25 protein-coding genes are annotated in these 25,839 nt (G+C 65.4%); 12 read left to right on the forward strand and 13 right to left on the reverse strand.

What is annotated here, in order from left to right; genetic code table 11:
- Positions 1-117 precede the first annotated feature (117 nt).
- Positions 118-1,461: an aminomethyl-transferring glycine dehydrogenase subunit GcvPA gene (gcvPA, locus tag FNA67_RS05285; RefSeq protein WP_147655311.1), complete on the forward strand. Its 1,344-nt coding sequence runs from the start codon at positions 118-120 to the stop codon at positions 1,459-1,461.
- Positions 1,458-3,008, forward strand: a complete 1,551-nt coding sequence (gcvPB, locus tag FNA67_RS05290) for an aminomethyl-transferring glycine dehydrogenase subunit GcvPB (protein ID WP_147655312.1) — start codon at positions 1,458-1,460, stop codon at positions 3,006-3,008. The genes gcvPA and gcvPB overlap by 4 nt, the downstream gene beginning before the upstream one ends.
- A 102-nt stretch (positions 3,009-3,110) precedes the next feature.
- Here gcvPB and FNA67_RS05295 read toward each other — a convergent pair whose 3' ends face one another.
- The 6 genes from FNA67_RS05295 to FNA67_RS22130 form a co-directional block, all read right to left on the reverse strand.
- Positions 3,111-3,503 (reverse strand): GFA family protein, encoded by a 393-nt coding sequence (locus tag FNA67_RS05295; RefSeq protein WP_147655313.1) that lies wholly within the window; start codon positions 3,501-3,503, stop codon positions 3,111-3,113.
- Positions 3,504-3,701: 198 nt separating this feature from the next.
- Positions 3,702-4,205: a F0F1 ATP synthase subunit B family protein gene (locus FNA67_RS05300; RefSeq protein ID WP_145976677.1), complete on the reverse strand. Its 504-nt coding sequence runs from the start codon at positions 4,203-4,205 to the stop codon at positions 3,702-3,704.
- 5 nt (positions 4,206-4,210) lie between these two features.
- Entirely contained in the window at positions 4,211-4,819 is a 609-nt protein-coding gene (locus FNA67_RS05305; protein WP_049704229.1) for a F0F1 ATP synthase subunit B, read from the reverse strand.
- 112 nt (positions 4,820-4,931) lie between these two features.
- Positions 4,932-5,159, reverse strand: a complete 228-nt coding sequence (locus FNA67_RS05310) for a F0F1 ATP synthase subunit C (RefSeq protein ID WP_035032694.1) — start codon at positions 5,157-5,159, stop codon at positions 4,932-4,934.
- A gap of 87 nt (positions 5,160-5,246) precedes the next feature.
- The gene (locus FNA67_RS05315; RefSeq protein WP_049704230.1) at positions 5,247-6,002 is read right to left on the reverse strand and encodes a F0F1 ATP synthase subunit A; all 756 of its coding nucleotides are present in this window, start codon (positions 6,000-6,002) and stop codon (positions 5,247-5,249) included.
- A gap of 18 nt (positions 6,003-6,020) precedes the next feature.
- Positions 6,021-6,413 carry an AtpZ/AtpI family protein gene (locus FNA67_RS22130; protein WP_049704231.1) on the reverse strand — a complete coding sequence of 131 codons (393 nt, stop codon included), beginning with the start codon at positions 6,411-6,413 and terminating at the stop codon, positions 6,021-6,023.
- Between the two features lie 282 nt (positions 6,414-6,695).
- On the opposite strand from FNA67_RS22130, the gene FNA67_RS05325 reads away from it, so the two are divergent.
- Complete coding sequence (locus tag FNA67_RS05325) at positions 6,696-7,376, forward strand: ribonuclease HII (protein WP_244616481.1); 681 nt, start codon at positions 6,696-6,698, stop codon at positions 7,374-7,376.
- Positions 7,377-7,460: 84 nt separating this feature from the next.
- Positions 7,461-8,594, forward strand: coding sequence for a site-specific DNA-methyltransferase (locus FNA67_RS05330; RefSeq protein WP_147655314.1), 1,134 nt, complete (start codon positions 7,461-7,463; stop codon positions 8,592-8,594).
- Between the two features lie 163 nt (positions 8,595-8,757).
- Here FNA67_RS05330 and mutY read toward each other — a convergent pair whose 3' ends face one another.
- The gene (gene mutY, locus FNA67_RS05335) at positions 8,758-9,831 is read right to left on the reverse strand and encodes an A/G-specific adenine glycosylase (protein WP_147655315.1); all 1,074 of its coding nucleotides are present in this window, start codon (positions 9,829-9,831) and stop codon (positions 8,758-8,760) included.
- 62 nt (positions 9,832-9,893) lie between these two features.
- Between mutY and FNA67_RS05340 the strand changes: the two genes are divergently transcribed.
- The 3 genes from FNA67_RS05340 to FNA67_RS05350 all read left to right on the forward strand — a co-directional run bounded on the left by FNA67_RS05340 (position 9,894) and on the right by FNA67_RS05350 (position 14,629).
- Positions 9,894-10,406, forward strand: coding sequence for a DUF721 domain-containing protein (locus tag FNA67_RS05340; protein WP_147655316.1), 513 nt, complete (start codon positions 9,894-9,896; stop codon positions 10,404-10,406).
- A gap of 95 nt (positions 10,407-10,501) precedes the next feature.
- The gene (locus FNA67_RS05345) at positions 10,502-11,146 is read left to right on the forward strand and encodes a DsbA family protein (RefSeq protein WP_053167696.1); all 645 of its coding nucleotides are present in this window, start codon (positions 10,502-10,504) and stop codon (positions 11,144-11,146) included.
- A 24-nt stretch (positions 11,147-11,170) separates the two neighbouring features.
- The gene (locus tag FNA67_RS05350; protein ID WP_049704234.1) at positions 11,171-14,629 is read left to right on the forward strand and encodes a chromosome segregation SMC family protein; all 3,459 of its coding nucleotides are present in this window, start codon (positions 11,171-11,173) and stop codon (positions 14,627-14,629) included.
- Here the strand turns inward: FNA67_RS05350 and FNA67_RS05355 are convergent.
- The 5 genes from FNA67_RS05355 to FNA67_RS05375 all read right to left on the reverse strand — a co-directional run bounded on the left by FNA67_RS05355 (position 14,626) and on the right by FNA67_RS05375 (position 20,627).
- The gene (locus FNA67_RS05355; protein ID WP_049704235.1) at positions 14,626-14,988 is read right to left on the reverse strand and encodes a DUF4180 domain-containing protein; all 363 of its coding nucleotides are present in this window, start codon (positions 14,986-14,988) and stop codon (positions 14,626-14,628) included. The two genes, FNA67_RS05350 and FNA67_RS05355, sit on opposite strands and share 4 nt — an antisense overlap.
- A gap of 53 nt (positions 14,989-15,041) precedes the next feature.
- Positions 15,042-16,190, reverse strand: coding sequence for a PA0069 family radical SAM protein (locus tag FNA67_RS05360; RefSeq protein ID WP_147655317.1), 1,149 nt, complete (start codon positions 16,188-16,190; stop codon positions 15,042-15,044).
- Between the two features lie 98 nt (positions 16,191-16,288).
- Positions 16,289-17,167, reverse strand: a complete 879-nt coding sequence (locus FNA67_RS05365) for a 4-(cytidine 5'-diphospho)-2-C-methyl-D-erythritol kinase (RefSeq protein ID WP_147655318.1) — start codon at positions 17,165-17,167, stop codon at positions 16,289-16,291.
- Between the two features lie 6 nt (positions 17,168-17,173).
- Positions 17,174-18,871, reverse strand: coding sequence for a tetratricopeptide repeat protein (locus FNA67_RS05370; protein ID WP_049704238.1), 1,698 nt, complete (start codon positions 18,869-18,871; stop codon positions 17,174-17,176).
- Between the two features lie 100 nt (positions 18,872-18,971).
- Positions 18,972-20,627 (reverse strand): electron transfer flavoprotein-ubiquinone oxidoreductase, encoded by a 1,656-nt coding sequence (locus FNA67_RS05375; protein WP_147655319.1) that lies wholly within the window; start codon positions 20,625-20,627, stop codon positions 18,972-18,974.
- 74 nt (positions 20,628-20,701) lie between these two features.
- On the opposite strand from FNA67_RS05375, the gene FNA67_RS05380 reads away from it, so the two are divergent.
- The 4 genes from FNA67_RS05380 (at position 20,702) to moaB (ending at position 23,856) form a co-directional block, all read left to right on the forward strand.
- Entirely contained in the window at positions 20,702-21,514 is an 813-nt protein-coding gene (locus FNA67_RS05380) for a uracil-DNA glycosylase (protein WP_147655320.1), read from the forward strand.
- A gap of 107 nt (positions 21,515-21,621) precedes the next feature.
- Positions 21,622-22,890 (forward strand): MFS transporter, encoded by a 1,269-nt coding sequence (locus FNA67_RS05385; protein ID WP_147655321.1) that lies wholly within the window; start codon positions 21,622-21,624, stop codon positions 22,888-22,890.
- 120 nt (positions 22,891-23,010) lie between these two features.
- On the forward strand, positions 23,011-23,247 hold the full coding sequence (locus FNA67_RS05390; RefSeq protein ID WP_049704242.1) for a DUF2798 domain-containing protein: 237 nt from the start codon (positions 23,011-23,013) through the stop codon (positions 23,245-23,247).
- Positions 23,248-23,295: 48 nt separating this feature from the next.
- Positions 23,296-23,856: a molybdenum cofactor biosynthesis protein B gene (gene moaB, locus FNA67_RS05395; RefSeq protein WP_049704243.1), complete on the forward strand. Its 561-nt coding sequence runs from the start codon at positions 23,296-23,298 to the stop codon at positions 23,854-23,856.
- 45 nt (positions 23,857-23,901) lie between these two features.
- Here the strand turns inward: moaB and FNA67_RS05400 are convergent, their stop codons facing one another.
- The gene (locus FNA67_RS05400; RefSeq protein WP_049707847.1) at positions 23,902-24,918 is read right to left on the reverse strand and encodes a polyprenyl synthetase family protein; all 1,017 of its coding nucleotides are present in this window, start codon (positions 24,916-24,918) and stop codon (positions 23,902-23,904) included.
- 223 nt (positions 24,919-25,141) lie between these two features.
- On the opposite strand from FNA67_RS05400, the gene FNA67_RS05405 reads away from it, so the two are divergent.
- Positions 25,142-25,807 carry a tRNA1(Val) (adenine(37)-N6)-methyltransferase gene (locus FNA67_RS05405; RefSeq protein WP_170267214.1) on the forward strand — a complete coding sequence of 222 codons (666 nt, stop codon included), beginning with the start codon at positions 25,142-25,144 and terminating at the stop codon, positions 25,805-25,807.
- Positions 25,808-25,839: the final 32 nt, after the last annotated feature.

Raw genomic sequence — 25,839 nt, forward strand, 5'->3', positions numbered from 1 at the left:
TGTTTCGATCGAGGCGCCGGCACCAATCTCGCCATAGCCGCGATCAGCACCTCCCCCCTTGCGGGGGAGGCTGGGAGGGGGAGGCCCGGGACGCCGAACCCGACGAAAGCACCTCCCATGCGATACCTCCCCCATTCCGATGCCGAGCGCGCAGAAATGCTCGCCACCATCGGCATCGCCTCGGAAGACGCGCTGTTCAGCGCCGTCCCGCGGGCGGCCTACAATACCGGCGCCATCGACCTGCCGGCCCATTCCCCCGAATTCCTGGTCGAAGCCCACATGCGCGCCCTTTCGGGCAAGAACCGCGCGGCCGGCGACGGCCCGTTCTTCGTCGGGGCAGGGGCCTATCGCCACCACGTGCCGGCGACCGTCGATCACCTGATCCAGCGCTCCGAGTGGCTCACGGCCTATACGCCCTACCAGCCGGAAATCTCGCAGGGCACGCTCCAGATGCTCTTCGAGTTCCAGACCCAGGTGGCCAAGCTCACCGGCATGGACGTGGCCAACGCTTCGCTCTACGACGGCTCGACCGGCACCGCCGAGGCCGTGCTCATGGCCCGTCGCCTGACCCGCAAGAAGAAGCTCGTGCTCTCGGGCGGCCTCCATCCGCACTACCGCGACGTGGTCAAGGCCTACCTCAAGAACGATCCCGATCTCGTCTGCCTGCCGGCCTCCCCGCAGGGCCAGGGCGATATCCTCGATCACATCGACGACCAGACCGCCGCCATCGTCATCCAGACCCCGGACTTCTACGGCCACCTACGCGACCTGCAGAAGGCCGCCGACATGGCGCACGCCAAGGGCGCGCTGCTCATCGTCGTGGTGACGGAAGTCGTCTCCCTGGGGCTCCTTGAGGCTCCCGGCACGTTCGGCGCCGACATCGTGGTGGCCGAGGGTCAGTCGATCGGCAACGCCCTCAATTTCGGCGGCCCCTATGTTGGCCTGATGGCCACCCGCAAGGAATTCGTCCGGCAGATGCCGGGGCGCCTCTGCGGCGAGACCGTCGACGCCGAAGGCAAGCGCGGTTTCGTGCTCACCCTCTCGACACGCGAGCAGCACATCCGCCGCGAGAAGGCGACCTCCAACATCTGCACGAATTCCGGCCTTTGCGCCCTGGCGTTCACCATCCACATGTCACTGCTTGGCGAAGCCGGCCTCACGCGCCTCGCCCGCCTCAACCACGCCCGCGCCATCGCCCTCGCCGATGCACTGGCCAAGGTTCCGGGCGTGGAAGTGCTCAACCAGACGTTCTTCAACGAGTTCACCATTCGCGTGGGCAAGCCCGCCGCCGGCGTCATCGAAGCCCTGGCGCAGCGCAATGTCCTTGCGGGCGTGCCGGTGTCGCGTCTCGAGCCCGGAAAGCCCGAACTCGAAAACCTCATCGTCCTCGCCGCCACCGAACTCACCACCGATGCCGACATCGCCGCGCTAGCGAACGGCCTCAAGGAGGTGCTCGCATGAGCATGAACACCCAGGGCCGCCCCACCGGCATCGGCACTCTGTCCCACGCGGGCTCCGGCTCCGCCCTCATCCCCGATGAACCGCTGCTCTTCGAGATCGGCGATACGCACCATTCAGGCGTCGACCTTCCGGACGTCGAGATCGATGAGAGCCGCCTTGGCGGCTTCAGGCGCAAGTCGGCGCTCGACCTCGCCGGGCTTACCGAGCCCGAGGCCATGCGCCACTACGTGCGCCTCTCGCGCATGAACTACTCGATCGATTCGGGCATGTATCCGCTCGGCTCGTGCACCATGAAGCACAATCCGCGCCTCAACGAGAAGATGGCCCGTCTGCCGGGTTTCTCGGACGTGCACCCGCTCCAGCCGGTTTCGACCGTACAGGGCGCGCTCGAGCTGATGAGCCAGCTCAGCCATTGGCTGATGACGCTCACCAACACCTCGGCCGTGGCGCTGACGCCCAAGGCCGGCGCCCATGGCGAGCTCTGCGGCATGATGGCCATCCACGCCGCGCAGGAAGCGCGCGGGCAGGGGCATCGCAATGTGGTGCTGGTTCCCGAAAGTGCCCACGGCACCAATCCGGCCACGGCTGCCTTCCTCGGCTATACCGTCAAGCCCGTGCCCGCCCGCGAGGACGGCACGGTGGATGTCGAGGCGGTCAAGGCCGCGCTCGGCCCCGATGTGGCGGCGATCATGCTGACCAACCCCAATACCTGCGGGCTCTTCGAGCCTCAGATCATCGAGATCGCCAGGGCGGTCCACGATGCGGGGGCATTCTTCTACTGCGACGGCGCCAATTTCAACGCCATCATGGGCGTGGTGCGCCCGGGCGACCTCGGCATCGACGCCATGCACATTAACCTGCACAAGACGTTCTCGACCCCACACGGCGGTGGCGGGCCGGGGGCGGGCCCGGTGGTTCTCTCCGAAGCGCTCGCCCCTTTCGCCCCCGTTCCTTTCGTGCGCAAGGCGGCTGCTGGCGGCCTTGAAATGGTGGAGCACAGCGAAGGCGAGGCCCTGGGCCGCATCACCGCCTTCCACGGTCAGATGGGCATGTATGTGCGCGCTCTGACCTACATGCTCAGCCACGGTGGCGATGGCCTCGCCCGCGCCGCTCGCGACGCCGTGCTCAACGCCAACTACATCAAGGCCCGGCTCGAAGATGCCTTCTCGGTGTCGTTCCCGGACTACCCGTCCATGCACGAAGTGCTGTTCGACGACTCTTCGCTGGAGGGTACCGGCGTCTCCACCCTCGATTTCGCCAAGGCGCTGATCGATGAGGGCTACCACCCGATGACCATGTACTTCCCGCTGGTCGTCCACGGCGCCATGCTGATCGAGCCCACCGAAAGCGAGAGCAAGCAGACGCTCGACGCCTTCTGCGACACGATGCTGGCCCTGGCTGCCGACGCCAAAGCCGGCGACAAGGACCGCTTCACCGGCGCCCCCACCCGGGCCCCCCGCCGCAGGCTGGACGAAACCCGCGCCGCCCGCAGCCCCAAGCTGCGCTGGCAGCCTGAAGAGGCACCGCCGGCAGCCGCAGCCGAGTAAACGCGGAATACGACCGAAAAGGGCCTTCCCGATGCCTCGGGGAGGCCTTTTGCTTTTCAGAATTGGCTGGGCTTGTGCCTCGCGCCACCTCTCCGGGCGCCACTACTCCTCGGCACGACTCGCGTTCGGCTCATCTCGCTCGTAAAGCGTCATATGCGCGAACTCCGGCAGCCAAGACTCGCGGCGAATGGTCCAGAGCTCGTAGGTTGGGGTTAGTTGATCGGGCGTATCGAGCGAGCCGAGATGGATCTCGATTTCATCCCCGCTGATCGAAAAGACTGCCGATCCACACCGGCGGCAGAAATGCCGCCCGTCATAGGCCCCGACCTCTCCCTCGATGGCCACCGCGTCCTGTGGAAAGATGGCATAGGCATTAAAGAGCGCCCCATGGTGCTTGCGGCAATCAAGGCAGTGACAAAGCCCAACCCGATCCGGTTGGCCGGAAGCCTTGAATCGCACGCTGCCGCAGAGGCAGCCGCCGGTGAAACTTTCCATCGTTGGTCTCCTCTCACGAAGTAGCCTGGCATCAAACCCCTGGGCGGTCTCGATAGCAACGTCTGCGCCGAGCGATCGTTCAAAAGGGGCGACGCCCCCACCGGCCCTCTGCCCGTTCTGCAGGCGCGCCTTTGTCCCGCGCAAACAAAAAGGGCGGGTCCACTGGACCCGCCCTGATTCACGTCACGCTATTCCGGCTTAGTTCAGCCGTGCACCGACATCCTTGATGGCCTGGTCGATCAGGGCAGGGCCCTTTTCGCCGACCTGCTTGTTGAGCAGTATGCGGGCCGCTTCGATGGCGACATCGGCCGACTTGGCGCGGACTTCGGCAAGTGCCTGGGCCTCGGCCTGGGCTATCTTGTCTTCGACGGCCTTGGTGCGGCGGGTCACCATGTCCTTGAGCGTCTCGTTGGCCTCGGCAGCGAGGCGCTTGGCCTCTTCCTGGGCGGCCGTCACGATGCTTGCGGCTTCCTGTTCGGCTTCCACGCGCTTCTTTTCGTAATCGGCGAGAAGAGCCTGGGCTTCCTCGCGCAGGCGCTTGGCCTCGGCAAGGTCGTCCTCGATCTTCTTGATCCGCTCATCGAGCATGCTCGTGATCATCTTGGGCAGGCCCGCATAGATCGCGATGGCCAGGAAGATCACCAGGCCGATGGTGGCCCAGACGGTCGCGGCGGTGGTGTAATCCAGTCCGAAGTTGAGCATCGGCTTTACTCCTTGGAGACCTGGGCGACCGCGTCACGGGCGTCCTGGGCGGAAACGTTGCCCACGAGCTTGCTGACGAGGGTTTCGACCGTATCGGCAGCGATCTCGCCGACATGGCCCAGGGCCTCGGTCTTGGTCGCCTTGATACGGGCTTCCGCGTCGGCGACCTTCTTGTTGAGGTCGGCCTCCACGGCGCCGCGCTTGGCATCGAGGTCGGCCTTGATGCTGTTGCGGGTCTCTTCGGCGATCGCGTGGCTCTTCTTGCGGGCTTCGGCCAGGGCAGCTTCATAGGCTGCGATGGCCGCGTCCGTCTTCTGGCGCGATGCGTCGGCCGCTGCCAGGTCGGAGTCGATCCGACCCTTGCGGTCTTCGAGGATGCCGCCGATGCGCGGCAGGGCGAGGCGGCTCAGAACGACGTAGAGAACGACGAACGTGATCGCCAGCCAGATGAGCTGGGTACCGAAGGTCGAAGAATCGAACGGGGGAAAACCCGCTTCGTGTTCTCCGCCATGCGCCTCGGTCGTCGCATGGGTCCCATCGGTCGGCGAAGCTGCCGTATCGTGGGTGGCCTCGGCCTCGTGGGCGTCGCCTTCTGCTGGGGTCTCGTTTGCCATTTACGACTATTCCGCTGATCTGCGTGAACCGGCCGGGATGGCCGGTTAAACGAACGGCAGCCTTAAGCTCTCAGGCTCTTGGCCGCCGTCCAGATATCTGCGCCTGAAAGTATCAGACTGCGAACAGCAGCAGCAGGGCGATCAGGAACGAGAAGATGCCCAGAGCTTCGGTCACGGCGAACCCGAAGATCAGGTTACCGAACTGGCTCTGCGAAGCCGACGGATTACGCAGGGCGCCCGACAGGAAGCTGCCGAAGATGTTGCCCACGCCGATAGCCGCACCGGCCATGCCGATAGCTGCAATACCGGCACCGATGTACTTGGCGGCAATTGGATCCATTTTTAGTCTCTCCTTTGAAGGCCTTTGACTGTGCAGTCTTTCAGACACCCCGGCCACCGCGGCCGAGGCGAAACCGGTTAGGTTCGATCAATGCGACGGATGGATCGCATCGTTGAGGTACATCGAGGTCAGCACGGCAAACACATAGGCCTGCAGGGCCGCCACGAGGAATTCGAGGGCGGTGATCGCCACGGTCATGATCAGCGGCAGCAGCGCGCCGAGGAAACCGAGTGCACCGAGCGAGCCCAGCGTCACGATGAAGCCGGCGAAAACCTTGAGGGTGATGTGGCCGGCCAGGATGTTGGCGAAAAGACGAACCGAGAGGGAGATCGGACGCGAGAGGAACGACACCACTTCGATCGGAACGACGATGGGAAGAACGTAGCCCGGCACGCCATGCGGCACGAAGAGCTTGAGGAACTTGAAGCCGTTCTTGTAGACGCCGTAGCCCACCACCACGACCATCACGAGCAGCGCCAGGGCGACCGTGACGATGATGTGGCTGGTGACGGTGAAGAAGAACGGGAACATGCCGAACATGTTGGCGACGAGCACGAACATGAAGAGGGCGAACACGAACGGGAAGAACTTCATCCCCTCGGTGCCGGCCGAGCCTCTGACCATATTGGCCACGAACTCGTAGAGCATTTCGGAAAGGGCCTGGGCGCGGGTCGGGACCAGTTTGCGCCCTGCTGTCGAAAGCAGCAGGTAGCCCAGGATCAGGCCGACCGTCAGCACCATAAACAGTGCTGAGTTGGTGAAGGCGACACCGCCTTCGCCGAGCGAGAAAATATTGGTGATGCCAAACTGGTGGATCGGGTCAACTTTGGTCGGATCGGCCAAGTTAGGTTCCTCGCTAGCCTATCTATCGTCGTCTTCGTCGTCGTCCGCAGGACCGAGATCCGCGTCCTTTGGCGGCGGGGCCGCCTTGTTCATTTCCGCCACCGAACGGGTGACGTTCAAAATTCCGGCCGCGAACCCGACGAGGAGCATGACCAGCATGATCCAGGGTCGCGTATTCAGCCACAGATCGAGCAGATACCCGATCCCGGTGGCGACCAGGATTGCGGCGATGAACTCCGACCCAAGCCGCACGGCGCGGCCCATCTGGCTCGTGTCCCCCGACGCGCGGCGCGAGGTTTCAGCCTCTTCCACCGCCCGGTCGCGCTTTGCAGCGGCAATCCGCGAAGCAAGATCGTTGGTGACCTTGTTCTCGCTGCCGTCCGGACGCTGTTCCTTGGGCGGATTTGCCATCTCGCTCACTCACCTCGTCCGGCCGCCTTCGTCATTGAAGGATGCCCCTTTAAGTCGCGCGCAACATAGTGGCGGCGAAGAAAGGTGTCAAGAACGGGGCAGGGGAGCTAAAGTATTGATAAACCGAAGTATTTTGCCGTTGCTAACAGGTGCGGCACTGTGACGGGTTAAGATTCGGTGGCGCGGACCGCGGATTCCGGGGGATACGAGGTCGCACCGTGCCGTTTGCGGGCCTATTATAAGGCGTGAGAGCGCGCATGCTCCGACTTTTGAATTGCCTTCGTGCGCGCCGCGCGCATGCTGGCGCACATGCCCAAGCCCGATTCTCCCATTGTCGTCATAAAGCCCTCGCTCCGCCATGAACGCGCGGCTCTCAAGGCTGGTGCCACCATCGTGGCGGGGGTCGATGAGGCGGGCCGCGGGCCGCTGGCCGGACCGGTCGTCGTCGCCGCGGTCATCCTCGATCATCGGCGCGTCCCCAAGGGGCTCGACGATTCCAAGCGGCTGACAGCCGAGATCCGCGAGGAGCTCTTCGCCGAGATCGTGGCCAAGGCAACGGTGTCGGTGGTGGCGGCTCCGCCAGCGATCATCGCCGCCCGAAACATCCGCGGCGCGACCCTCTGGGCCATGACCCGCGCCGTGCTCAATCTCTCCATGGCGCCCGACCATGTCCTGGTGGATGGCAGGGATGTGCCGCCCGGCCTGCCGGTCACCGGCCAGGCCATCATCGATGGCGATGCGCTTTCCGTCTCGATCGCCGCCGCTTCCATCATCGCCAAGGTCACGCGCGACCGCATGTGCCAGATCATGCATCGGGACACTCCCGATTTTGGCTTTGCCGGACACAAGGGCTATTCCACCCCCGAGCACCTCAAGGCTCTCAAGACCTTCGGGCCCTCGCGCCACCACCGCATGGATTTTGCCCCGTGCATTGCGGCGGCCGAACGCACCCTCTTCGATTAACCTTTCGCTTACCGTGGCGCTTAAAACCCCTTTAACCCTAATGGCTTACAACCAGCTTGTTAGTGCTGCGTTAGGGTTAAGTAGATGTTGCGTACCGCGCGTAATACGGCTTCGGCCGTTGCGGATGGGGAGGCGCGCCTCCCGATCGACACCATTCTCGTGGGCGATTGCATCGACCACATGAATGCCTTGCCGGCCGGCTCGGTTGATCTGATTTTTGCAGACCCGCCCTATAACCTGCAGCTGGCAGAAGGGCTGACCCGCCCCGACCAGAGCAAGGTCGATGCGGTGGACGACGATTGGGACAAGTTCGAGAGCTTCGCCCATTACGACGATTTCACGCGCCGCTGGCTCAAGGCCGCGCGCCGCCTGCTCAAGCCCGATGGCGCCATCTGGGTCATCGGCTCCTACCACAACATCTTCCGTGTCGGCACGGCGCTCCAGGACCTCGACTACTGGATGCTCAACGACATCGTCTGGCGCAAGGCCAACCCGATGCCGAATTTCCGCGGCACCCGGTTCACCAATGCGCACGAGACCCTGATCTGGGCCGCCAGGAGCCAGAAGAGCCGTGTGACCTTCAACTATGAGGCCATGAAGCTCTCCAATGACGATACGCAGATGCGCAGCGACTGGCTGTTCCCGATCTGCACCGGCTCCGAGCGCCTCAAGGACGAAAGCGACGGCAAGGTCCATCCGACCCAGAAGCCCGAAGCGCTGCTTTTCCGAATCCTCAATGCCACGACCAAGCCGGGCGATGTGGTGCTCGACCCGTTCTTTGGTACTGGCACGACAGGTGCGGTGGCCCGCAAGCTCGGCCGCCATTTCATCGGCATCGAACGCGAGGATGCCTATGTCGCGGCGGCCTTGAAGCGGCTCGCTGCCATCAAGCCCGTCCGCGCCGACGCCCTCGAAACCACCGTACCCAAGCGCGCTGCCCCGCGTGTGCCGTTCGGTTCGCTCATCGAGCAGGGGCTCATTGCCGCCGGAACCGAGATCTACGACGAACGCCGCCGCCATTCTGCCCTGGTGCGGGCGGATGGCTCGGTGGCCTCCGGTCCCTTCTCGGGCTCCATCCACCGCGTCGGCGCCCTGGTGCAAGGTGCAGAAGCCTGCAACGGTTGGACGTTCTGGCACTTCGAGCATGAAGGACTTTTGCGTCCCATCGACGCCCTGCGCGCCGACATCCGCGCCCAGATGCAGCTTTTGTCAGCCTGAGACCGGCCTCCAAGCGTCAGGCAAACTCGCCGCCGGCCACAAGCCGGCGGTTTTTGCTTTGGGCAGTTTGCATCGGTCGGGCGTAGCGGCGCCTTTCACGAGCCTAAGACGGGAAGTACTCTCCCGCCCCTTGTGGGGAGGGATTGAGAGTGGGGGTGGCCAGTTACTCCACTCCCGCCGTTGCGAGCACCTTCCGGAACAACGACGGCAGCGCTTCGCCATCTAGTTCCCCTCGATCCGCCCACCAGCCGTCCACCAGAGGTTCCGTGTTTGGTGCAAGGACCGACCACACCTCCAGCTCCAGACGGAAGTGCGTGAACACGTGGACGACCTGGCCGCGATGCCGCCATTCACCCGGGAATGGAAATGTCGGCTCCATCTTCTCCCCGACCCATTCCGAACCCGGCGTTTCGGTCATCTTGGCCAGCAGCCCCTTTGCGGGGCGCGTGCGGAGGTAGATGTCCCCGTCCTTGTCCTCGATCACGAACGCATGTCCGTGGCGCGTCGGGCGCGCCGCCTTCTCGGCCTTGACGGGATGGCGCTCAGGATTACCCTCCGCCGCTGCCATGCAACCCGGTTGCAGGGGGCAGAGCATGCAGAGCGCGGTGCGCGGCGCACAGATCGTCGCGCCCAGGTCCATCAGCGCCTGGGCATAATCGCCGGCACGCTCGGGCACGGTTTCCTGCAGCCAGGCCCGCAAGTCTTCCTTGGCCTCGCGCGCCGGAACATCGACCGCGAAGTACCGCGCCAGCACCCGTTCGACATTCCCGTCCAGTACGGCCACGCGCTCGTCATCGGCAATCGCGGCAATGGCCGCGCTTGTGTAGGCGCCGATTCCCGGCAGGGTCAGCAGGCCCTCTGCCGTCCGCGGGAATTCGCCTCCGTGACGTTCCACCACCGCCTGGGCGCAGGCATGCAGGTTCCGCGCCCGGGCGTAGTATCCCAGCCCCGCCCATTCGACGAGCACGGCCTCGAGCGGCGCGGCCGCCAGGTCGCCGACCGTGGGCCACAGCTCGGTGAAGCGCAGGAAGTACTTCTGCACGGCCGCCACGGTCGTCTGCTGCAGCATGACCTCCGATAGCCACACCTTGTAAGGGTCTGGCCTGACCCCGAGCGCGCGTTCTTGAGGGCTTACGCGCCAGGGCAGGGTGCGCGCATGCTTGTCGTACCAGGCGAGCACGGCCTGCGCATCGATAGGGGAAATGCGCGGCTTTTGCGCGAGGGCGGTTTTTGGCATGATGGGCGCAACAAACTCCAAGCCGCCCCGCCGCGCAAGCATAGGACGCAACGATTCCACCGATGGCCGAAAAGCCCAAAGAGTATAAGCGCCTCAACCGCGCCGTCGGCGTCGCCGAAGCGCTGACCGGTGCGCTCGATCCGGCGCTCAAGCGCCGGGGCTTTGCCAGCCGCGATATCATCACCTATTGGGCCGCCATGGCTCCCGCGCCCTATGACAAGGTGGCCGTGCCCGATAAACTCGTCTGGCCGCGCGGCGAGCGCAGCGCCGAGGGCGCCACGCTCCACCTGCGCTGCGCCTCCTCCCACGCCTTGGGGCTGGCCCACGAGGGCGCCAAGGTGGCCGCCGCGGTCAACCGCTATTTCGGCTACGTGCTCGTGGGCCAGGTGCGCCTGTCGGCCGAGCCGTTCAGGCCGCATTCAGCCAAGGCGGCCGATACTGAACCCAAGTTGACCAGCGCCGCAGAGGCAAAGGTGAGCGATGCCATCGACGGCATAGAGGATGAAGGTCTAAAGGAAGCCCTGCGCGTGCTCGGACGCGGCATCATGGCCAAGTCGAAGCCGAGTGGACGTTGACGAATGGACTGTTCACTGCGTGTTGATGGTGGTGCCCACTTGCCGCCTGAAAGCTGCCGTGTAGTGTCGCGCAATTCGAACCGGAGAAAAACAAAGTGAAATTTACCCGCCGTGAGACACTGATCCTTGCCGCCGCGGCTTCGGCCCTGAGCGTGACCGGTATCGGCGCGGCCCAGGCGGCCGACGGCGAGATGATCGATCAGGCCAAGCTGATGGCCCCCGACGGTCTGCCCGACAAGGTTCTCGGTTCGCCCGATGCCAAGGTGACGGTCATCGAGTACGCCTCGCCCACCTGCCCGCACTGCGCCATCTTCTCGAACGAGACGCTGCCCGAGTTCAAGAAGCAGTATGTCGATACCGGCAAGGTCAAGTTCATCCTGCGCCCCTTCGTGCGTAATGTGCTCGACGCCGTGGTCTTCCTCCTCGCCGAAGCGGCGGGTGACGACCAGTACCACAACGTGGTCGACACCTTCTTCAAGACCCAGGACCAGTGGGCCGCTTCCGACAAGCCGCGCGACGCAATCCTGGTCATCGCCAAACAGCTCGGATTCACCGATAGTAGCTTTGAAGCGGCCTTGACGAATCAGGACTTGTTCAAGGGCATGGAGACTCTGCGCGAGCAGGCGATCAACGACTTCAAGCTCGAAGGCACGCCGACCTTCTACATCAATGGCAAGAAGCTGAGTGGAGAGAAGACGATTGAGCAGATGGCAGCGGAAATCGATCCCCTGCTCAGTTAACTCGTCCTCCCGGATGGGGGCGCGATGAAGTTCACGCGCCTCAAGCTTCACGGATTCAAATCCTTCTGCGACCAGACCGAGCTCCTCATGGAGCCCGGTCTGACTGGCGTTGTGGGCCCCAATGGCTGCGGCAAATCCAACCTTGTCGAGGCCCTGCGCTGGGTCATGGGCGAAAGCTCATACAAGGCCATGCGCGCCTCGGGCATGGACGACGTCATCTTCTCGGGCTCGGGAAACCGCCCCGGCCGTAACTCTGCCGAGGTCACGCTCGTCCTCGACAATGTCGATCGCACCGCGCCCGCCGCGCTCAACAACGCCGATATCCTGGAGGTAACCCGCCGCATCGAGCGCGAGGAAGGGTCTGTCTATCGCGTCAACGGCCGCGAGGTGCGCGCCCGCGATGTCCAGCTGCTCTTTGCCGATGCCTCGACGGGTGCCCATTCGCCCGCCCTTGTCCGGCAGGGCCAGATCGGCGAGTTGATTGCCGCCAAGCCTACCCAGCGCCGGGCCCTCCTCGAAGAGGCGGCCGGCATTTCCGGGCTGCACTCGCGCCGCCATGAGGCCGAACTGCGTTTGCGCGGCGCCGAGCAGAACCTCGAGCGCGTCGACGATGTCATCGCCCAGGTCGAGACCCAGCTCGAAACGCTCAAGAAGCAGGCTCGCCTGGCCATCCGCTACCGCGCCATTTCCGGCGACATCCGCAAGACGGAGTCGGCGCTCTATCACGTGCGCTGGGTGGCTGCGCGCTTTGCCGAAAAGGAAGCGGAGGCCCAGCAGGGCAAGCTCGTCGTGGCTCTGGGTGACGCCATGTCCGCCGAACGCGCCGCCCAGAAGGTGCTCGATGCCGCCGATTCGGCGCTCCAGCCGCTGCGCGACCGCGAGGCTGCGACCGGCGCAGTGCTTCAGCGGCTCACCATTCTCTCCGAGCAGCTTGCCGACGAGGCTCGGCGCGCCAACACCCGCCGCGCCGAGCTCGAAGATCGCCTGCGCCAGTTGGCCGCCGACGCCGAGCGCGAGCGCGCGCTGGTGGACGAAAGCGAGGAAACCCTCGAAGGGTATGCCGAAGAGCGCGCGCGCCTCGAGGAGGAAGTCGCCGGCGAGCAGGATGCCTTCGACGCCGCCCGGGCGGCTGCCGAAGAGGCGGCCCGTGCCGTATCGGAAGCCGACCAGCAGGCGCGCGCCGCCGCCGATGCCCTCTCGCAATTGCGGGCCCGCCGCGCCCAGGCGATGCGCAGCGCTGAAGAGGCCCGCCAGCGCGTCGCGCGGCTGACCCAGCAGATCGCCGATATCGACCGGGAAGCCGCGGGCATCACGGCAAGCCTGGATGCCGACGAAACCCTATCGGTCAGGCGCCGCGACCTCGAAGCCGCCCAGGAGCGATCCGGCGAAGCCGAGGAATCGGCGGTCGCGGCCGAAGAGGAGACCCAGAAGGCGCAGTCGGCGCTAGATGCCGCCCGTCCCAGGCTCTCCGAAGTCGAGACGGCGCTGGGGCGCCTCGAAAGCGAGGCGGATACGCTTTCGCGCATTCTCAATGCCGGCGGCGCCAGCCTCTGGCCCGCCATTGTCGACCAGTTGACGGTGGCCCCGGGCTACGAAACCGCGCTGGGCGCGGCGCTCGGCGACGATCTTGAGGCCTCTTCAGACGCCGGTGCGCCCATGCACTGGGCCGGCCCCATGGATGGCGACGGCGACCCGGCGTTGCCGCAGGGCGCCGAGCCCCTGTCGCGTTACGTCTCGGGCAGCGCCGTCCTCAAGCGGCGCCTCGACCAGATCGGCCTCGTCGACAAGGCCGACGGCGTCGGTCTCATGCACGCGCTCAAGTCCGGCCAGCGCCTGGTTACGCTCGAGGGTGACCTCTGGCGCTGGGACGGCTACGTCGCCGCCGCCGACGCCCCGAGCGCCGCCGCGCAACGACTGGCCCAGCGCAACCGGCTCGCCGAACTCGACGCCGAAATCGTGCGCATGCGCGGCGAACGCAACGCCTGGAAGCGTGACGTCGAGGCTCTGGCCGCCGCGCTCGAGGCAGCCCGAGCCGCGGAGCGCGAAAAGCACGAATACTGGCGCGCCGCCCAGCGCGAGATCGCGGTGGCGCAGGCCGAAGTCGAGAAAGCGGCCAAGGCCATCGGCGACCTCACCACCCGGCAGTCGGCGCTCGCCGAAACCCGGACGCGCCTGGAAGCCAGCCTCTCGGAAGCGGAGGCCTTCCGCGAGGAGACCGAAGCGGTTCTCGAAGAGGCGGGAGACGAAGGCGAAGCCTCCGATCTCGCCCAGGAGCGGCAATCGGCGCTTCTCGATGCCCGCGAGGCCGCCGAACAGGTCCGGCTCAAGCTCGGCACGTTCGAGACCTCCGGCCGCATGCGCGCCGCGCGGCTCGCCCAGATTGCCACCGATACCGCCAACTGGCAGCGCCGGCGCGACGGCGCCGCCGGCCAGCTTTCGACCCTCGGGGCGCGTCGCGGCGAGGTCGAGGCGCAACTGGCGACCATGGACGCCACGCCCGAAAGCTTCGAGACCCGCCGTGCCGAGCTCGATGACCAGATCGAGGACGCCCAGCTTACCCACAAGGCCGCCTCGGACGCCCTGGCTCAGGCCCAGACCGGCTATCGCGAGGCCGACAAGACCCACCGCGCTGCGGTGGAGGGCCTGTCGGGTGCGCGCGAAAACCTCGCCCGCGTCGAGGAGCGCCTCAAGGGCTTCATCGCCCAGCGTCACCAGATTGAGCAGCTCGTGCGCGAAAACCTCGGCATCGATGCCAGCCGCACGGCCGAGGCCGCCGGCATCCGTCCAGAGGATGCCTTGCCCAACGAGCAGGCTACCGAGCAGAAGCTGGAACGCCTCAAGGCTGAGCGCGAACGGCTGGGCGGGGTCAACCTCACCGCCGAGCGTGAAGCCGAGGAAGTGCGCGAAAAGCTCGAGGGCATGGTCAAGGATCGGGACGACCTGATCGAAGCCATCGCCAAGCTGCGGGCCGGCATCCAGAGCCTCAACCGCGAAGGCCGCCACCGCCTGAGCGAAGCCTTCGACAAGGTCAACGCCCACTTCCAGGAGCTCTTCACCTCGCTCTTCGGCGGCGGCACCGCCGAGCTAAAATTCGTGGAAAGCGATGATCCGCTCGAAGCGGGCCTCGAGATCATCGCCCGCCCGCCCGGCAAGAAGCCGCAGACCATGACCCTGCTATCGGGTGGCGAACAGGCGCTCACCGCGATGTCGCTGATCTTTGCGGTGTTCCTCACCAACCCCGCCCCGATCTGCGTGCTCGATGAGGTGGACGCCCCGCTCGACGACGCCAATGTCGAGCGCTTCTGCAACCTGCTCGAATCCATGCGCCAGCGCACCGATACGCGCTTCCTCACCATCACCCACAACCCGATCACCATGAGCCGCATGGATCGCCTGTTCGGCGTCACCATGGCCGAGCGCGGTGTGAGCCAACTGGTGTCGGTGGACCTCAAGACCGCCGAATCGTTCCTCGAAGCGGTCTAGAGCGCCTTGAGCTGTTGGCCGAGGGCGGCTTCGTCGGGCACGAAGAGGTGCCGGCCGACCGTGTTGGTCTCATAGACGAAATCGCGCAGCGACTTGCTGGCGCCGACCTGCCCGGAGATGTCGCCAACGATCGCCAGGCGCAGCCAGTAATTCTGCAGCTTCTGGATGAATTCGCCCGCCAGGCCAGTGCGGAGTTCGAAAAACTCGGGCAGCAGCCGACCGACCGGTATCGCCACCATCTCGATCTCGAGCCCGTAGGTTCCGCCGATCACGTCCAGCGCATCGGCCGACGAGCCCAACAGGGGACCGTCCCCGGGGTAGAACTGAACGTTGATGTCGTTGATCCTGGCGGTGCGCATGCCGGCATCACTATCGGGCCCGAACCGGCGACACAAGGCGTGTCGCCGTCCGGTCAGAACAGCGAGAGCTGGTTGTCTTCCGGCTTGGCCGGCGCGAAGAGGTCGATCCGCAGCGGCGGCACCTTCTGGTTGAGGCCGTAGCGCTCGACTGCCTTTTCGTAGCGCTGGCGCAGCAGCACCGCGTAGGGGCCTTCACCCGTGAACCGCGATCCCCAGCGCGGATCGTTGTCCTTGCCGTTGCGCGTCTCGCGCACGAGGCTGAGCACATGGCGCACCCGATCGGGAAAGTGCCGCAGCAGCCATTCGCGGAAGAGGTCGCGCACTTCCCCCGGCAAGCGCACGAGGATCATGCCGGCGCCCTTGGCGCCCTGCGCCGCCGCGGCATCGAGGATGCGCTCGAGTTCCATGTCGTTGATCGCCGGGATCATCGGGGCGGCCATCACTGCCGTGGGCACCCCTGCTTCCGACAGCAGCCGGATGGCTTCCAGCCGCTTGGAGGGCGTGGATGCGCGCGGCTCCATCTTGCGCGACAGCTTGTGGTCGAGTGTCGTCACCGAGATCGCCACCCGCACCAGGTGCAGCTTGGCCAGTTCGGTCAGCAGGTCGAGATCGCGCACCACCAGCGCCGACTTGGTGGTTATGGTCACTGGATGGCGCGCTTCCAGCAGCACTTCGAGGATCGAGCGCATGATTTTGTGTTTGCGCTCGGCCGGCTGGTAGGGGTCGGTGTTGGTGCCGATGGCGATGGGCTTGGGCCTGTAGCGCGGATTGGCGAGTTCGGCCCGCAGCGCTTCGGCGGCGTTCACCTTCACATAGATGTCGCGCTCGAAATCGAGCCCGGCCGAATGGCCCAGATAGGCATGCGTCTGGCGCGCGAAGCAGTAGATGCAGCCATGCTCGCACCCACGATAGGGATTGATCGAGCGATCGAACCCGATATCGGGGCTCTCGTTGCGCGCGATGACGCTCTTGGCCCGCTCGACATGCTCGATGGTTTCGAAGATCGGCAGCGGGTCGACATTGTCCCAGCCGTCATCGAACGTCTCGCGCGTGTGCTTCTCGAACCGGCCGACGATATTGCTCTGCGCCCCGCGCCCACGGTTCTGGCCGGGGTCGACCATGGGGCGGTCGATGAGGTCGGCGTCTCGCGTATGTGCAAGCTTGTCGAGCGCCTCGAAAGATGGAGCCTGGTAGAGCGCCATGTCCGTTCTCCTGTCCGCAGGGCGAATCGTCGCCCTGGTAACGTCCCGTTAGGGATAGCGCGGAAATGAGAACAAATAAAGAACAAACGCAAGGAACGTCAGTCCGGCTGGATCACCGGCGCCGCCGCCACCCAATAGCCGGGCCACCTCTCTCGCAGGTCGTGCGCGGCCTGGTGCGCCTGTGTGCTCGAGCCGAAAAGCCCGAAAACCGTGGCACCCGAGCCGGACATGCGCGCGAGCACGCATCCTGGCGCCCGCGCCAGCGTGTCCCGCAACGCGCCGATCACCGGCACCATGGCGATGGCAGGCGGCTCGAGATCGTTGCGGGTCTCAGCCAGCCAGATTCCGAGCTGGGCCGGACGTGTCAGGGGCTCGGGCAGATCGGGCAAGCCGTCGTTCTCATGCACCTGCAGGCGCCGGAAGACGTCGGCCGTCACCACCGGAACCAGCGGATTGACCAGCACGACATGGGTCTGGGGAAAGCTCGAAAGCGCCGTCACGCGCTCGCCAACCCCCTGGGCGCGGCAGGGTCGAGAAAGCAGGCACATCGGCACGTCGGCGCCGAGCCTGGCGGCGACTGCCATCAACTCGTGTTCGGGTAAGAGGGCAGGGCCCAGCGACGCCATGAGGCGCAACACCGCCGCCGCGTCGGCCGAGCCCCCTCCCAGCCCCGCGGCGACCGGCAGGTTCTTCCTCAGGTTGAACGCAAGCCGCGCAGGCACGTGATCGGGCCAAGTGGCCCGGAAGGCCGCCACGGCGCGCAGCACCAGGTTGCCTTCCCCACTGGTCAGACCCGTTCCGAAGGGCCCCGAAATCGAGAGCTTGTCCTCGTTCGCCGGGAAAGCCTCGATCTCGTCGGCCACGTCCGCGAACACCACGAGGCTATCGAGCTCGTGATAGCCGTCAGGGCGCCGCCCCGCGATGTGCAGGGCGAGGTTGATCTTGGCGGGTGCCGTCTCGACGAACGCTTCCGTCACGGCGCGCTACTGGGTAGCGGCGACCGGATCGAGCCCGTTGGCCAGTTTCGGCTTCACGCGCTCCTTGACGTTCCCTTCCTGATCGACGCTGAGCGCGATGTTCCACTGGAACCGTGCCTCGAGCGTGCGCCCGGCGCGCCAATAAGCGTCGCCCAGGTGATCGTTGATCTCCGGATCGTTCGGGCGAAGCTGCACGGCCTGCTCGAGGTAACGCACGGCGTCGTCGTATTTGTTGAGCCGGTAATAGGCCCAGCCCAGGCTGTCCACGATGTAGCCGTCATTGGGCTGGGACTGGACCGCCTTCTGGATCATGCCCAGGGCGCGGTCGAGGTTCATGCCCTTGTCCACCCAGCTGTAGCCCAGGTAGTTGAGCACCTGCGGCTGGTCGGGGTTGAGGTCGAGCGCCTTGAGGAAGTCGCTCTCGGCCTTGTCCCACTCGTTGGCGCGCTCATAGGCGATGCCGCGCACATAGTAGAACCGCCAGTCCGCCGGGGCCTCGCCATTGGTGAGGTCGAGCGCCTTGGTATAGGCGTCGGCCGCCGCGATGTACTGCTTGTCCGAGCGCAGCATGTCGCCCAGCGTCGAGACCGCGTCGATGTCCTTGGGATTGGTGGCAACGATATTGCCCAGCCGGCGGATGGCCTCGCTGCGATCGCCCGTGGCGTCGAGGTTGGAAGCGACGCGGATCACTGCGGTCGGCTTCATGGGCGAACCGGTGGGGATGGCGTCGTAGAGCTTGTTGGCGGCGTCGTGCTGCCCGGCGCCATCCAGGAGCTGGCCCAGCACCAGCGAAATCACGTCGGCCTTGGGCTCGAGATAGATACCCAGGCGCAGGAACACCACAGAGAGGTCAAGGCTCCCGTCGCGGGCCAACGCCACCCCGATGCCGTGGAACATCTCGGCGGCGCCCGTCTGCACGTTGGTTGCGAACATGCCGGGGCGCTTGTGCTTGGCTAGGTCTTCCTTGACCTGGTCCACCAGCGGGTGGCTTAGCCCCTGGGCCTCGAAGTTCACCACCACGTCGATCGCATCGTCGAACTTGCCGGCATTGCCCAGGATCCGCGCATAGGCCTCGGCCACGCGCGCCACATAGGGGTCGTTCTCGTAGGCCTTCTTGGCGTAGCGGATGGCGTCGTCGGTATTACCCGTGACCTCGGCCATCAGCGCGCGGTGGAAGACGAGGAAGTCGCCCAGCCCCTGCGAGCCGAGCTCGTCCAGCAGCTTGTTGGCTTCATCCAGCTTTTTGTCGCCCACCAGCGCCCAGGCGCGCAGGATGTCGCCCGTGATGCCGGCAAAATTGTCCGAGCCCAGGTCCCGCAACGCCTCGGCCGCCGCCGCATAGCGGCGTTCCTTGAGCGCTTCTGTCGCGATGATGAGGCGCGCCAGCTGGTTGTCCGGCTGCAGCTCGAGCAGATGGCGGGCCGTGTTGGCCGCGTCCCCGATCTGCCCGTTGGCGGCATAGGCCACGAAGGCCCGCTCGATGACGGTCGGGTTCTCCCAGTCCACCTGCGCCGCCTGGCCGAAATAGCGCGCGGCGTCTGCCGTTCGCATGTCGACCATGGCCTGCTGGCCAGCCAGGAAGCTGCCTGTCGCGCTCAACGGCTTGCTTGTGAAGAAGGTCTGGGAGAGCGCTGTGGATGACATGCCCATGACGGCCACGGCAACGAGGGCCGAGCGATGGAGAATGCGCGCAACTGAAGTCACAGGGTAGGGTTCTCCCACAAATCAGCGGATTGCTGTTTAAGCCCGCAAAGATTGTCCGTTTTGAGACTGAGCCGCAAGGGGCGGTGGCGGGGTTGTGATGCTACATTCCCGAGTAGTTCGGCCCGCTGCCGCCCTCGGGTGGCACCCAGGTTATGTTCTGGGCCGGGTCTTTGATGTCACACGTCTTGCAGTGCACGCAATTGGCCGCGTGGATGCGGAAGACGGGCGCGCCCCCCTCCTCGGCCACCTCGTAGACGCCTGCCGGGCAGTAGAGCGGGGCGGGCTCGCCATACCGGGGCAGGTTGTCGCGTATCGGCACCGCCGGATCGTCGAGCACCAGGTGCACGGGCTGGTCTTCGTCATGGGAAAGATTGGCCAGGAACACCGACGCCGGCCGGTCGAATGTCGTCACCCCGTCCGGGCGCTCGTAACGATGCTCGGTCGAGCCCGCCTTTGGCCGCAGGGCCGCGTAGTCCGCGCCCTTGTGCGCCAGCGTTCCGAAGATCGAGAACTTGAAAAGCTGGTTGGTCCACATGTCGAAGCCTGCCAGCAGCACCCCGCCGACCAGCGTGCCGAACCGCGACCACAGCGGCTTCATGTTGCGGACCGGCTTGAGCTCGGCTTCGATGCCGGTCGAGAGCACCTTGTCCTGCAGCGTCTCGATCCAGTCGTTGCTCCGGCCTTCCGCAATGGCCGCGCCGACGGCGTCGCCCGCCGCGATGCCCGAAAGGATCGCGTTGTGGATGGCCTTGAGCCTTGGAGTGTTCATGAAGCCGGCCGCGCAGCCGATGAGGGCGCCGCCGGGAAAGGCGAGATCGGGTATCGACTGCCAGCCGCCCGACGTCATCGTCCGCGCTCCATAGGAGATGCGGTGCGCTTCTTCCAGCAGTGGCGCGATGGCCTTGTGCCGCTTGAAGCGCTGGAATTCGTCGAAGGGCGAGAGCATGGGGTTGGCGTAGTCCAGGTGCACTACCAGCCCGAGGTAAATCTTGCGGTCCTCGGCGTGGTAGCAGAACCCGCCGCCGCCCGTGGTGTTGTCGAGCGGGAAGCCCAGGTAGTGGTCGACCCGGCCCGGCTGATGCTTCTCGGCCGGGATCTCCCAGACTTCCTTGATCCCGAGACCGTATTTCTGCGGGCTCTTGCCGGCATCCAGCCCGAAGGCGGGGATGATTTTCTTGGCGAGCGAGCCGCGCGCGCCCTCGGCGATCAGCGTGTACTTGGCCAGCAGCGCGATGCCCTGCGCGAAACTGTCCTTGGGCTTGCCGTCATGGTCGACGCCCAGGTCGCCGGTGATGATCCCCAGCACCTCGCCCTTCTCGCCGGTCACCACGTCGACGGCCGCAGTCATGGGGTAGATCTCGACGCCCAGCCCGGTCGCTTGTTCCGCCAGCCAGCGGCAGAGGTGGCCAAGGCTCACGATGACGCCATCGGGCGTCTGCATCATCGGCGGTACGATGAGGTGGGGCAGGGTGATCCCGCCCTGCGCGGTGAGGAAATGGAACCGGTCCTCGGTGACCTTGGGGCCAACCGGGGCGCCCATCAGCCGCCACTCGGGCAGCAGGGCGTCCAGCCCTTTCGGATCCATCACCGCGCCCGAAAGGATGTGGCCGCCCACCTCGGCGGCCTTCTCGACCACCGTCACCGCCAGGTCGGGATATTTCTGCTTGATCCTGATCGCGGCCGCCAAACCGGAAGGACCTGCGCCAACGATCACGACGTCGGTCGAAAGGCTTTCGCGGTCGCCGGCAGAGGCCATGAGTCGTCCAATTCCAAGGGCACTGGGGTCACTGGCGCTGGCAGCGCCGCAAGGCGTGTGACATAACAGACATCATGACTGCAAATCGACCGCTAAATGACGCCGAAATGGTCGCGGCCCTCGAATGGTATCGCGCCGTAGGCGTGGACCTCGCCGTTCTTGAGGAGCCTGTCGATCGCTTCGCCGCCTCGCAGATGGCGCGCGCACGCCCCGCGCCGCCGCCGGTCGCTGCCGACCCGGTGCCGGTGGCGCCGCCCGCTTCGGCGGCGGGTCTGAACGCCGACCCTTCCGAAGCGCGCGGCCTGGCCGCCTCGGCCACCACCCTCGATGAATTGCAGTCCATCCTCTCGGCCTATGACGGTTGCGCGCTCAAGCTGCGCGCCACCCAGCTCGTCTTTGCCGACGGCAACCCGGAAGCCGACATCATGTTGATCGGAGAGGCTCCCGGCAGCGAGGAAGATCGCATCGGCAAGCCTTTCGTCGGCCGCTCCGGCCAACTGCTCGACCGCATGCTCGGTGCAATCGGGCTCGACCGCACCAAGGTCTATATCGCCAACACCGTTCCCTGGCGCCCGCCCGGCAACCGCACGCCCACGCCCGAGGAAATTGCGCTCTGCCTGCCGTTTCTTCATCGCCAGATTGAACTTGTCGCGCCCCGGATCATTGTGACCCTGGGTGGCCCGGCAATGCAGACCGTGTTTCAGACCACGGCCGGCATCCTCAAGTCGCGGGGCCAATGGCGGGAGCTCAGCGTGGGCAACCACACGGCCATGGCCATTGCCACGCTGCATCCGGCCTACCTCCTGCGCCAGCCGTTGCAGAAGCAGCAGGCGTGGCGTGACATGCTGGCACTCAAGCAAAAGATCGCGGCAGAAAAGCTGGGCTAAAAGGCGAAACCTGCCCCAATCTTGACGGAGTGTTCACCCAAGGGATGGAACTATCTTCCATACCTGAACTGAATCTCTCTCGCGGCTCGGTTTTCAAAAGCGGTTCAATGACTTCCGTCGTCAAGATCTATGCTCTCTTCCTCGGTTCCTGCCTGCTCATGTTCGGCGGCGGACTTCAGGGGCTCCTGCTCTCGGTGCGCGGCGCGGAGGAGAACTTCTCCCTGCTGGCCTTGGGCCTGATCGGCACCGGCTGGTCGGTCGGCTTTGTCGCTGGCTCGATTTCCGTGCCGATGCTGGTCAAGCGCGTCGGCCATATCCGCGCCTATTCGGTGATGGCCGTCGTAGGAACGGTCACGATCCTCCTCAATCTGCTCTGGATCAACGACATCGGCTGGATCGTCCTGCGCGCATTCTCGGGCTTCTGCTTCGCCGGTGCCGCCATGATCGTGGAGAGCTGGCTCAACGAAGTCGCCGACAACCGCAACCGCGGCACCATCTTTTCGATCTACACCACGCTCAATATGGCGGCCTCGACCCTGGGTCAGCTCGCCATGTCGGTGACTGGCGTCTCGGGCTACCTGCCCTTCGTGATCGGCGCCATCAGCTTCATTCTCGCCGTCCTGCCGACCGCTCTTACGTCGACGCCCCAGCCCCGTCCGCTGGCGTCCGCCAAGCTCGACGTGGTGCTGCTCTATAAGACCTCCCCGGTGGCGGTCATCGCGGCGTTCACCCTGGGCATGGCCAACGGCACTTTCGGCACGCTCGCCCCGGTCTACGGCTACGCCCAGGGCCTCGATGCCGCCGGCATCTCCGTGCTCTTTGCGGTGACGGCCATTCTCGGCGCCAGCGCCCAGATACCCTTCGGCCGCCTTTCCGACCGCGTCGATCGGCGCCTGGTGATGATCGGCCTGTCGCTCGCAGCGGCCATCACCGGCACGCTCCTGGTGATCATCAATCCGTCGCCCGGCATCATCATGTATGTGCTGTTCGGCATCTACGGCTTTGCCGCCAACCCGATCTACGCCATCGCCGTGGCCCACGCGAACGACTTCGCCAAGGATGGCAGCTTCGCCAAGATCGCCAGCGGCATGCTGCTGATCCTGGGTATCGGCCTGGCTATCGGGCCGGCGGTCGCATCCTTCATCATGAGCAGCTACGGTCCGGTCGGCCTTTTCATCGTCACCGCGACTTTCCACGGCACCCTTGCAGCGGTCGCCTTCTGGCGCATGAAGATCCGTCCGGTGCGCGATGCCACCGGCCGCATGCGCTTCCGCCCGATGGAATCGAGCAAGGCGACGCCGGAAACCGTCGTGCTCGATCCGCGTTCGGACCCCGAAGAGGCCGAGCGCGAAAGGGCCTCGACAGCTGCTGCGTAAACCACTACCAAGCGGGCGCTCCAGTCAGCCGTAAGCGTTACCGTCATCCAACGCACCAACCCACGCCCGTGGGCTCCCTCAGGGAGAGGTGCCCGTTGGCGAAATAGACGGAGATTTCCCATGCGCTTCCGGCGCTTGCCGAAACGCTACGCTGCGGTGGTTACACCGCTGGTGCTTTCCTTGATCATGACATTTGTCGTATCGCTAGTTGCGACCCTGCGTTCTGTCGGGGCCTCGCCCGATCTGCTTTCGCTCTGGTTGCAGGCTTGGGCGCTGTCCTGGGCCATCGCTTTCCCCACGCTGCTTGCGGTGCTTCCGCTTGTGCGGCGGATCGTGATGGCGATCGTGGAAAGCTGAATCATACCGGCAGCCCCCAGGGGCTGCCGCAACCACCAGGAGCATACGATGTTCAAGTCAGAGCGCGACGACAAGAAACCCTTCGTTCCGCTGTCCTTTTTCGTCATCGCGGTATCCGACACCCGCACCCTCGAGACCGACACCAGCGGCGCTCTGCTCAAGGAAATGATCGAGGCCGACGGCCACCACGTCTTTGACCGCACCGTGGTGCCCGACGTCGTCCACCAGCTGCGCGCCCGCGTTCAGGGCGTGGCGGCCGATACGCATATCGACGTCATCATCACTACGGGCGGCACCGGCTTTACCGGCCGCGACGTGACCCCCGAAGCCATTGAGCCGCTGTTCGACAAGCGCATGGATGGGTTCTCGGTGCTCTTCCACCAATTGTCGGCTCAGAACATCGGCACCTCGACCATCCAGTCGCGTGCGACGGCCGGTCTCATCGGCAAGACCTTCGTCTTCTGCCTGCCGGGTTCGAAGGGTGCCGTGCGCGATGCCTGGACCGGCATCCTGCGCCACCAGTTCGACTACCGGACCAAGCCCTGCAATTTCGTGGAGATCATGCCGCGCCTGCAGGAGCACCTGCAAAGGCTCGAGGTCGAGCAATAAGGGTATCGTTCCCGGCGCGGCGCGGAGGCAGTTCCCTGCGCGCCGCTAGAATGCCCGCGCGACGCTGAACTCGGCGACATCGCCCAGGAGCGTCCGCATCTCCGAAGACGGCAATGCCCTGAGGGCCTCGCGTGCTGCCCGCGCGTGGGCGTGCGCCTTCTCGACCGTGCGGTTGAGCGTGTCGTATTTTTCGAGGATCGAAACGACCCGCGCCACCGTCTCGTCGGGTACCTCGACATTGCCGAGCGCGCCTTCGATCAGGGACCGTTCAGCCGGCGTGGCATCGGCCAGAGCCAGGATGATCGGCAGCGTCATCTTGCCTTCGCGCAGGTCATCACCGGTGTTCTTGCCCAGCGTGCCGCTTTCGCCGCGATAGTCGAGAACGTCGTCGACGAGCTGGAACGCATTGCCCAGCTCGACCCCGTAGGTGCGCAGGGCTTCGCGGCCGGCCGCATCGGCGCCGCCCACCATGGCGCCAACTTCGGCCGCCGCCTCGAAAAGCGTAGCGGTCTTGGCGTGGATGACCTGGTCGTATTCGGAAGCCGTGGTCGAAAGATCGCGCGTCTTGGCGAGCTGGAACACTTCCCCCTCGGCCATGGTCGCTGCGGCCTTGGCCAGCACGCCCAGCGCTTCCACGTCCCGGGTCTCTACCATCATCATGAAGGCCTGGCCGAGCAGGAAGTCCCCTACCAGCACGCTCGCCTGGTTGCCCCAGATGATACGGGCAGCCGGGCGTCCGCGGCGCAGGTCGCTCTCGTCCACAACATCGTCGTGGAGGAGGGTCGCATTGTGCATGAATTCGACGGCTGCCGCGAAATTGACATGGGCGCCGTTGGATTTCCCGAACAGCAGCGCTGCCGCCACGGTCAGCATCGGCCGCAGGCGCTTGCCGCCCGCTTCGATGAGGTAGCGGGCCAGTTCGGGAACCATATCCACATGCGAATCGGCGCGCGCCAGGATAAGCGCGTTCACCTTGTTCATTTCCGCTTGCGTTGCGGTCAGCAGGCGGTCCATCGCGGAGGGACCGGCCAGTTCGTTTTCTGCTGTCGCCGACAAGGCCATCATTTACTCGCGTTTGCCGTGAGCCCGGCGGAATGTCGTTGAGCCGGGGCGGACGCGTTATATGCTTGGCGCGAACCAAGTAAAACCCCGCCCGCAGGGTGCGATGTCCCTAGACCAGCCTAACGACTTTGTAAAACACCAAACGCCGACGCGCGATGCCTTTTTGGGCGGGCGGCTGATTGTGTCGCAACCTGGCCACGGTTTTCGTGCAGGCCTCGATTCGGTGATTCTGGGCGCCTCGGTCTCCGTGGAGAGCAAGACGCTGCTCGATCTGGGCACCGGCTCCGGCGTTGCCGGTCTCGTGGCGCTGGCTAATATCCCCGCGCTTTCAGGCATCCTGGTGGACAGGGACCCAGAGGCGCTGGCGCTGGCGCGCCTCAATATCGAAGAGAACGACATAGGTGCCCGCGCAACGGCGCTCGAGCTCGATGTTGCCGCCAAGGGCAGCGTCCGCAAGGCCGCCGGACTGCCGGCCGAGCACTTCACCACCGTCATTGCCAATCCTCCCTTTTTCGAGCGGGAGGCAGGTACGCTTGCTAACCATCAGGGCAGGGCGTCCGCCCGGCACATGGCCTGGGAAGAGCTCGACCTATGGGTCAAGGCCGCCGCGACCCACGCCACTCCCGGCGGCGAGATCATCTTCGTGCATGTCGCCCAGGCCTTGCCGCACCTGCTCGCAGCCTTCGAGTCCCGCTTCGGCGCCCTTACCATCTTGCCGCTGTCTCCCCGCAAGGGACAGGAATCCACGCGCGTCCTCATCCGCGGCATCAAGGGCTCCCGGGCCCCGCTGCGCCTCCTGAGCGCGCGTGCCCTCCACGAAGATGCCGGTCGCGGCTTCTCGCGCGAGTTCGAGGCCATCTTCCGCGGCACTGGACGGTTGGTCTGGTAATTGGCAGGCTTGCCGCTTACATGACCGGCTGA

It is taken from the genome of Youhaiella tibetensis (genome assembly GCF_008000755.1).
Classification (GTDB): domain Bacteria; phylum Pseudomonadota; class Alphaproteobacteria; order Rhizobiales; family Devosiaceae; genus Paradevosia; species Paradevosia tibetensis.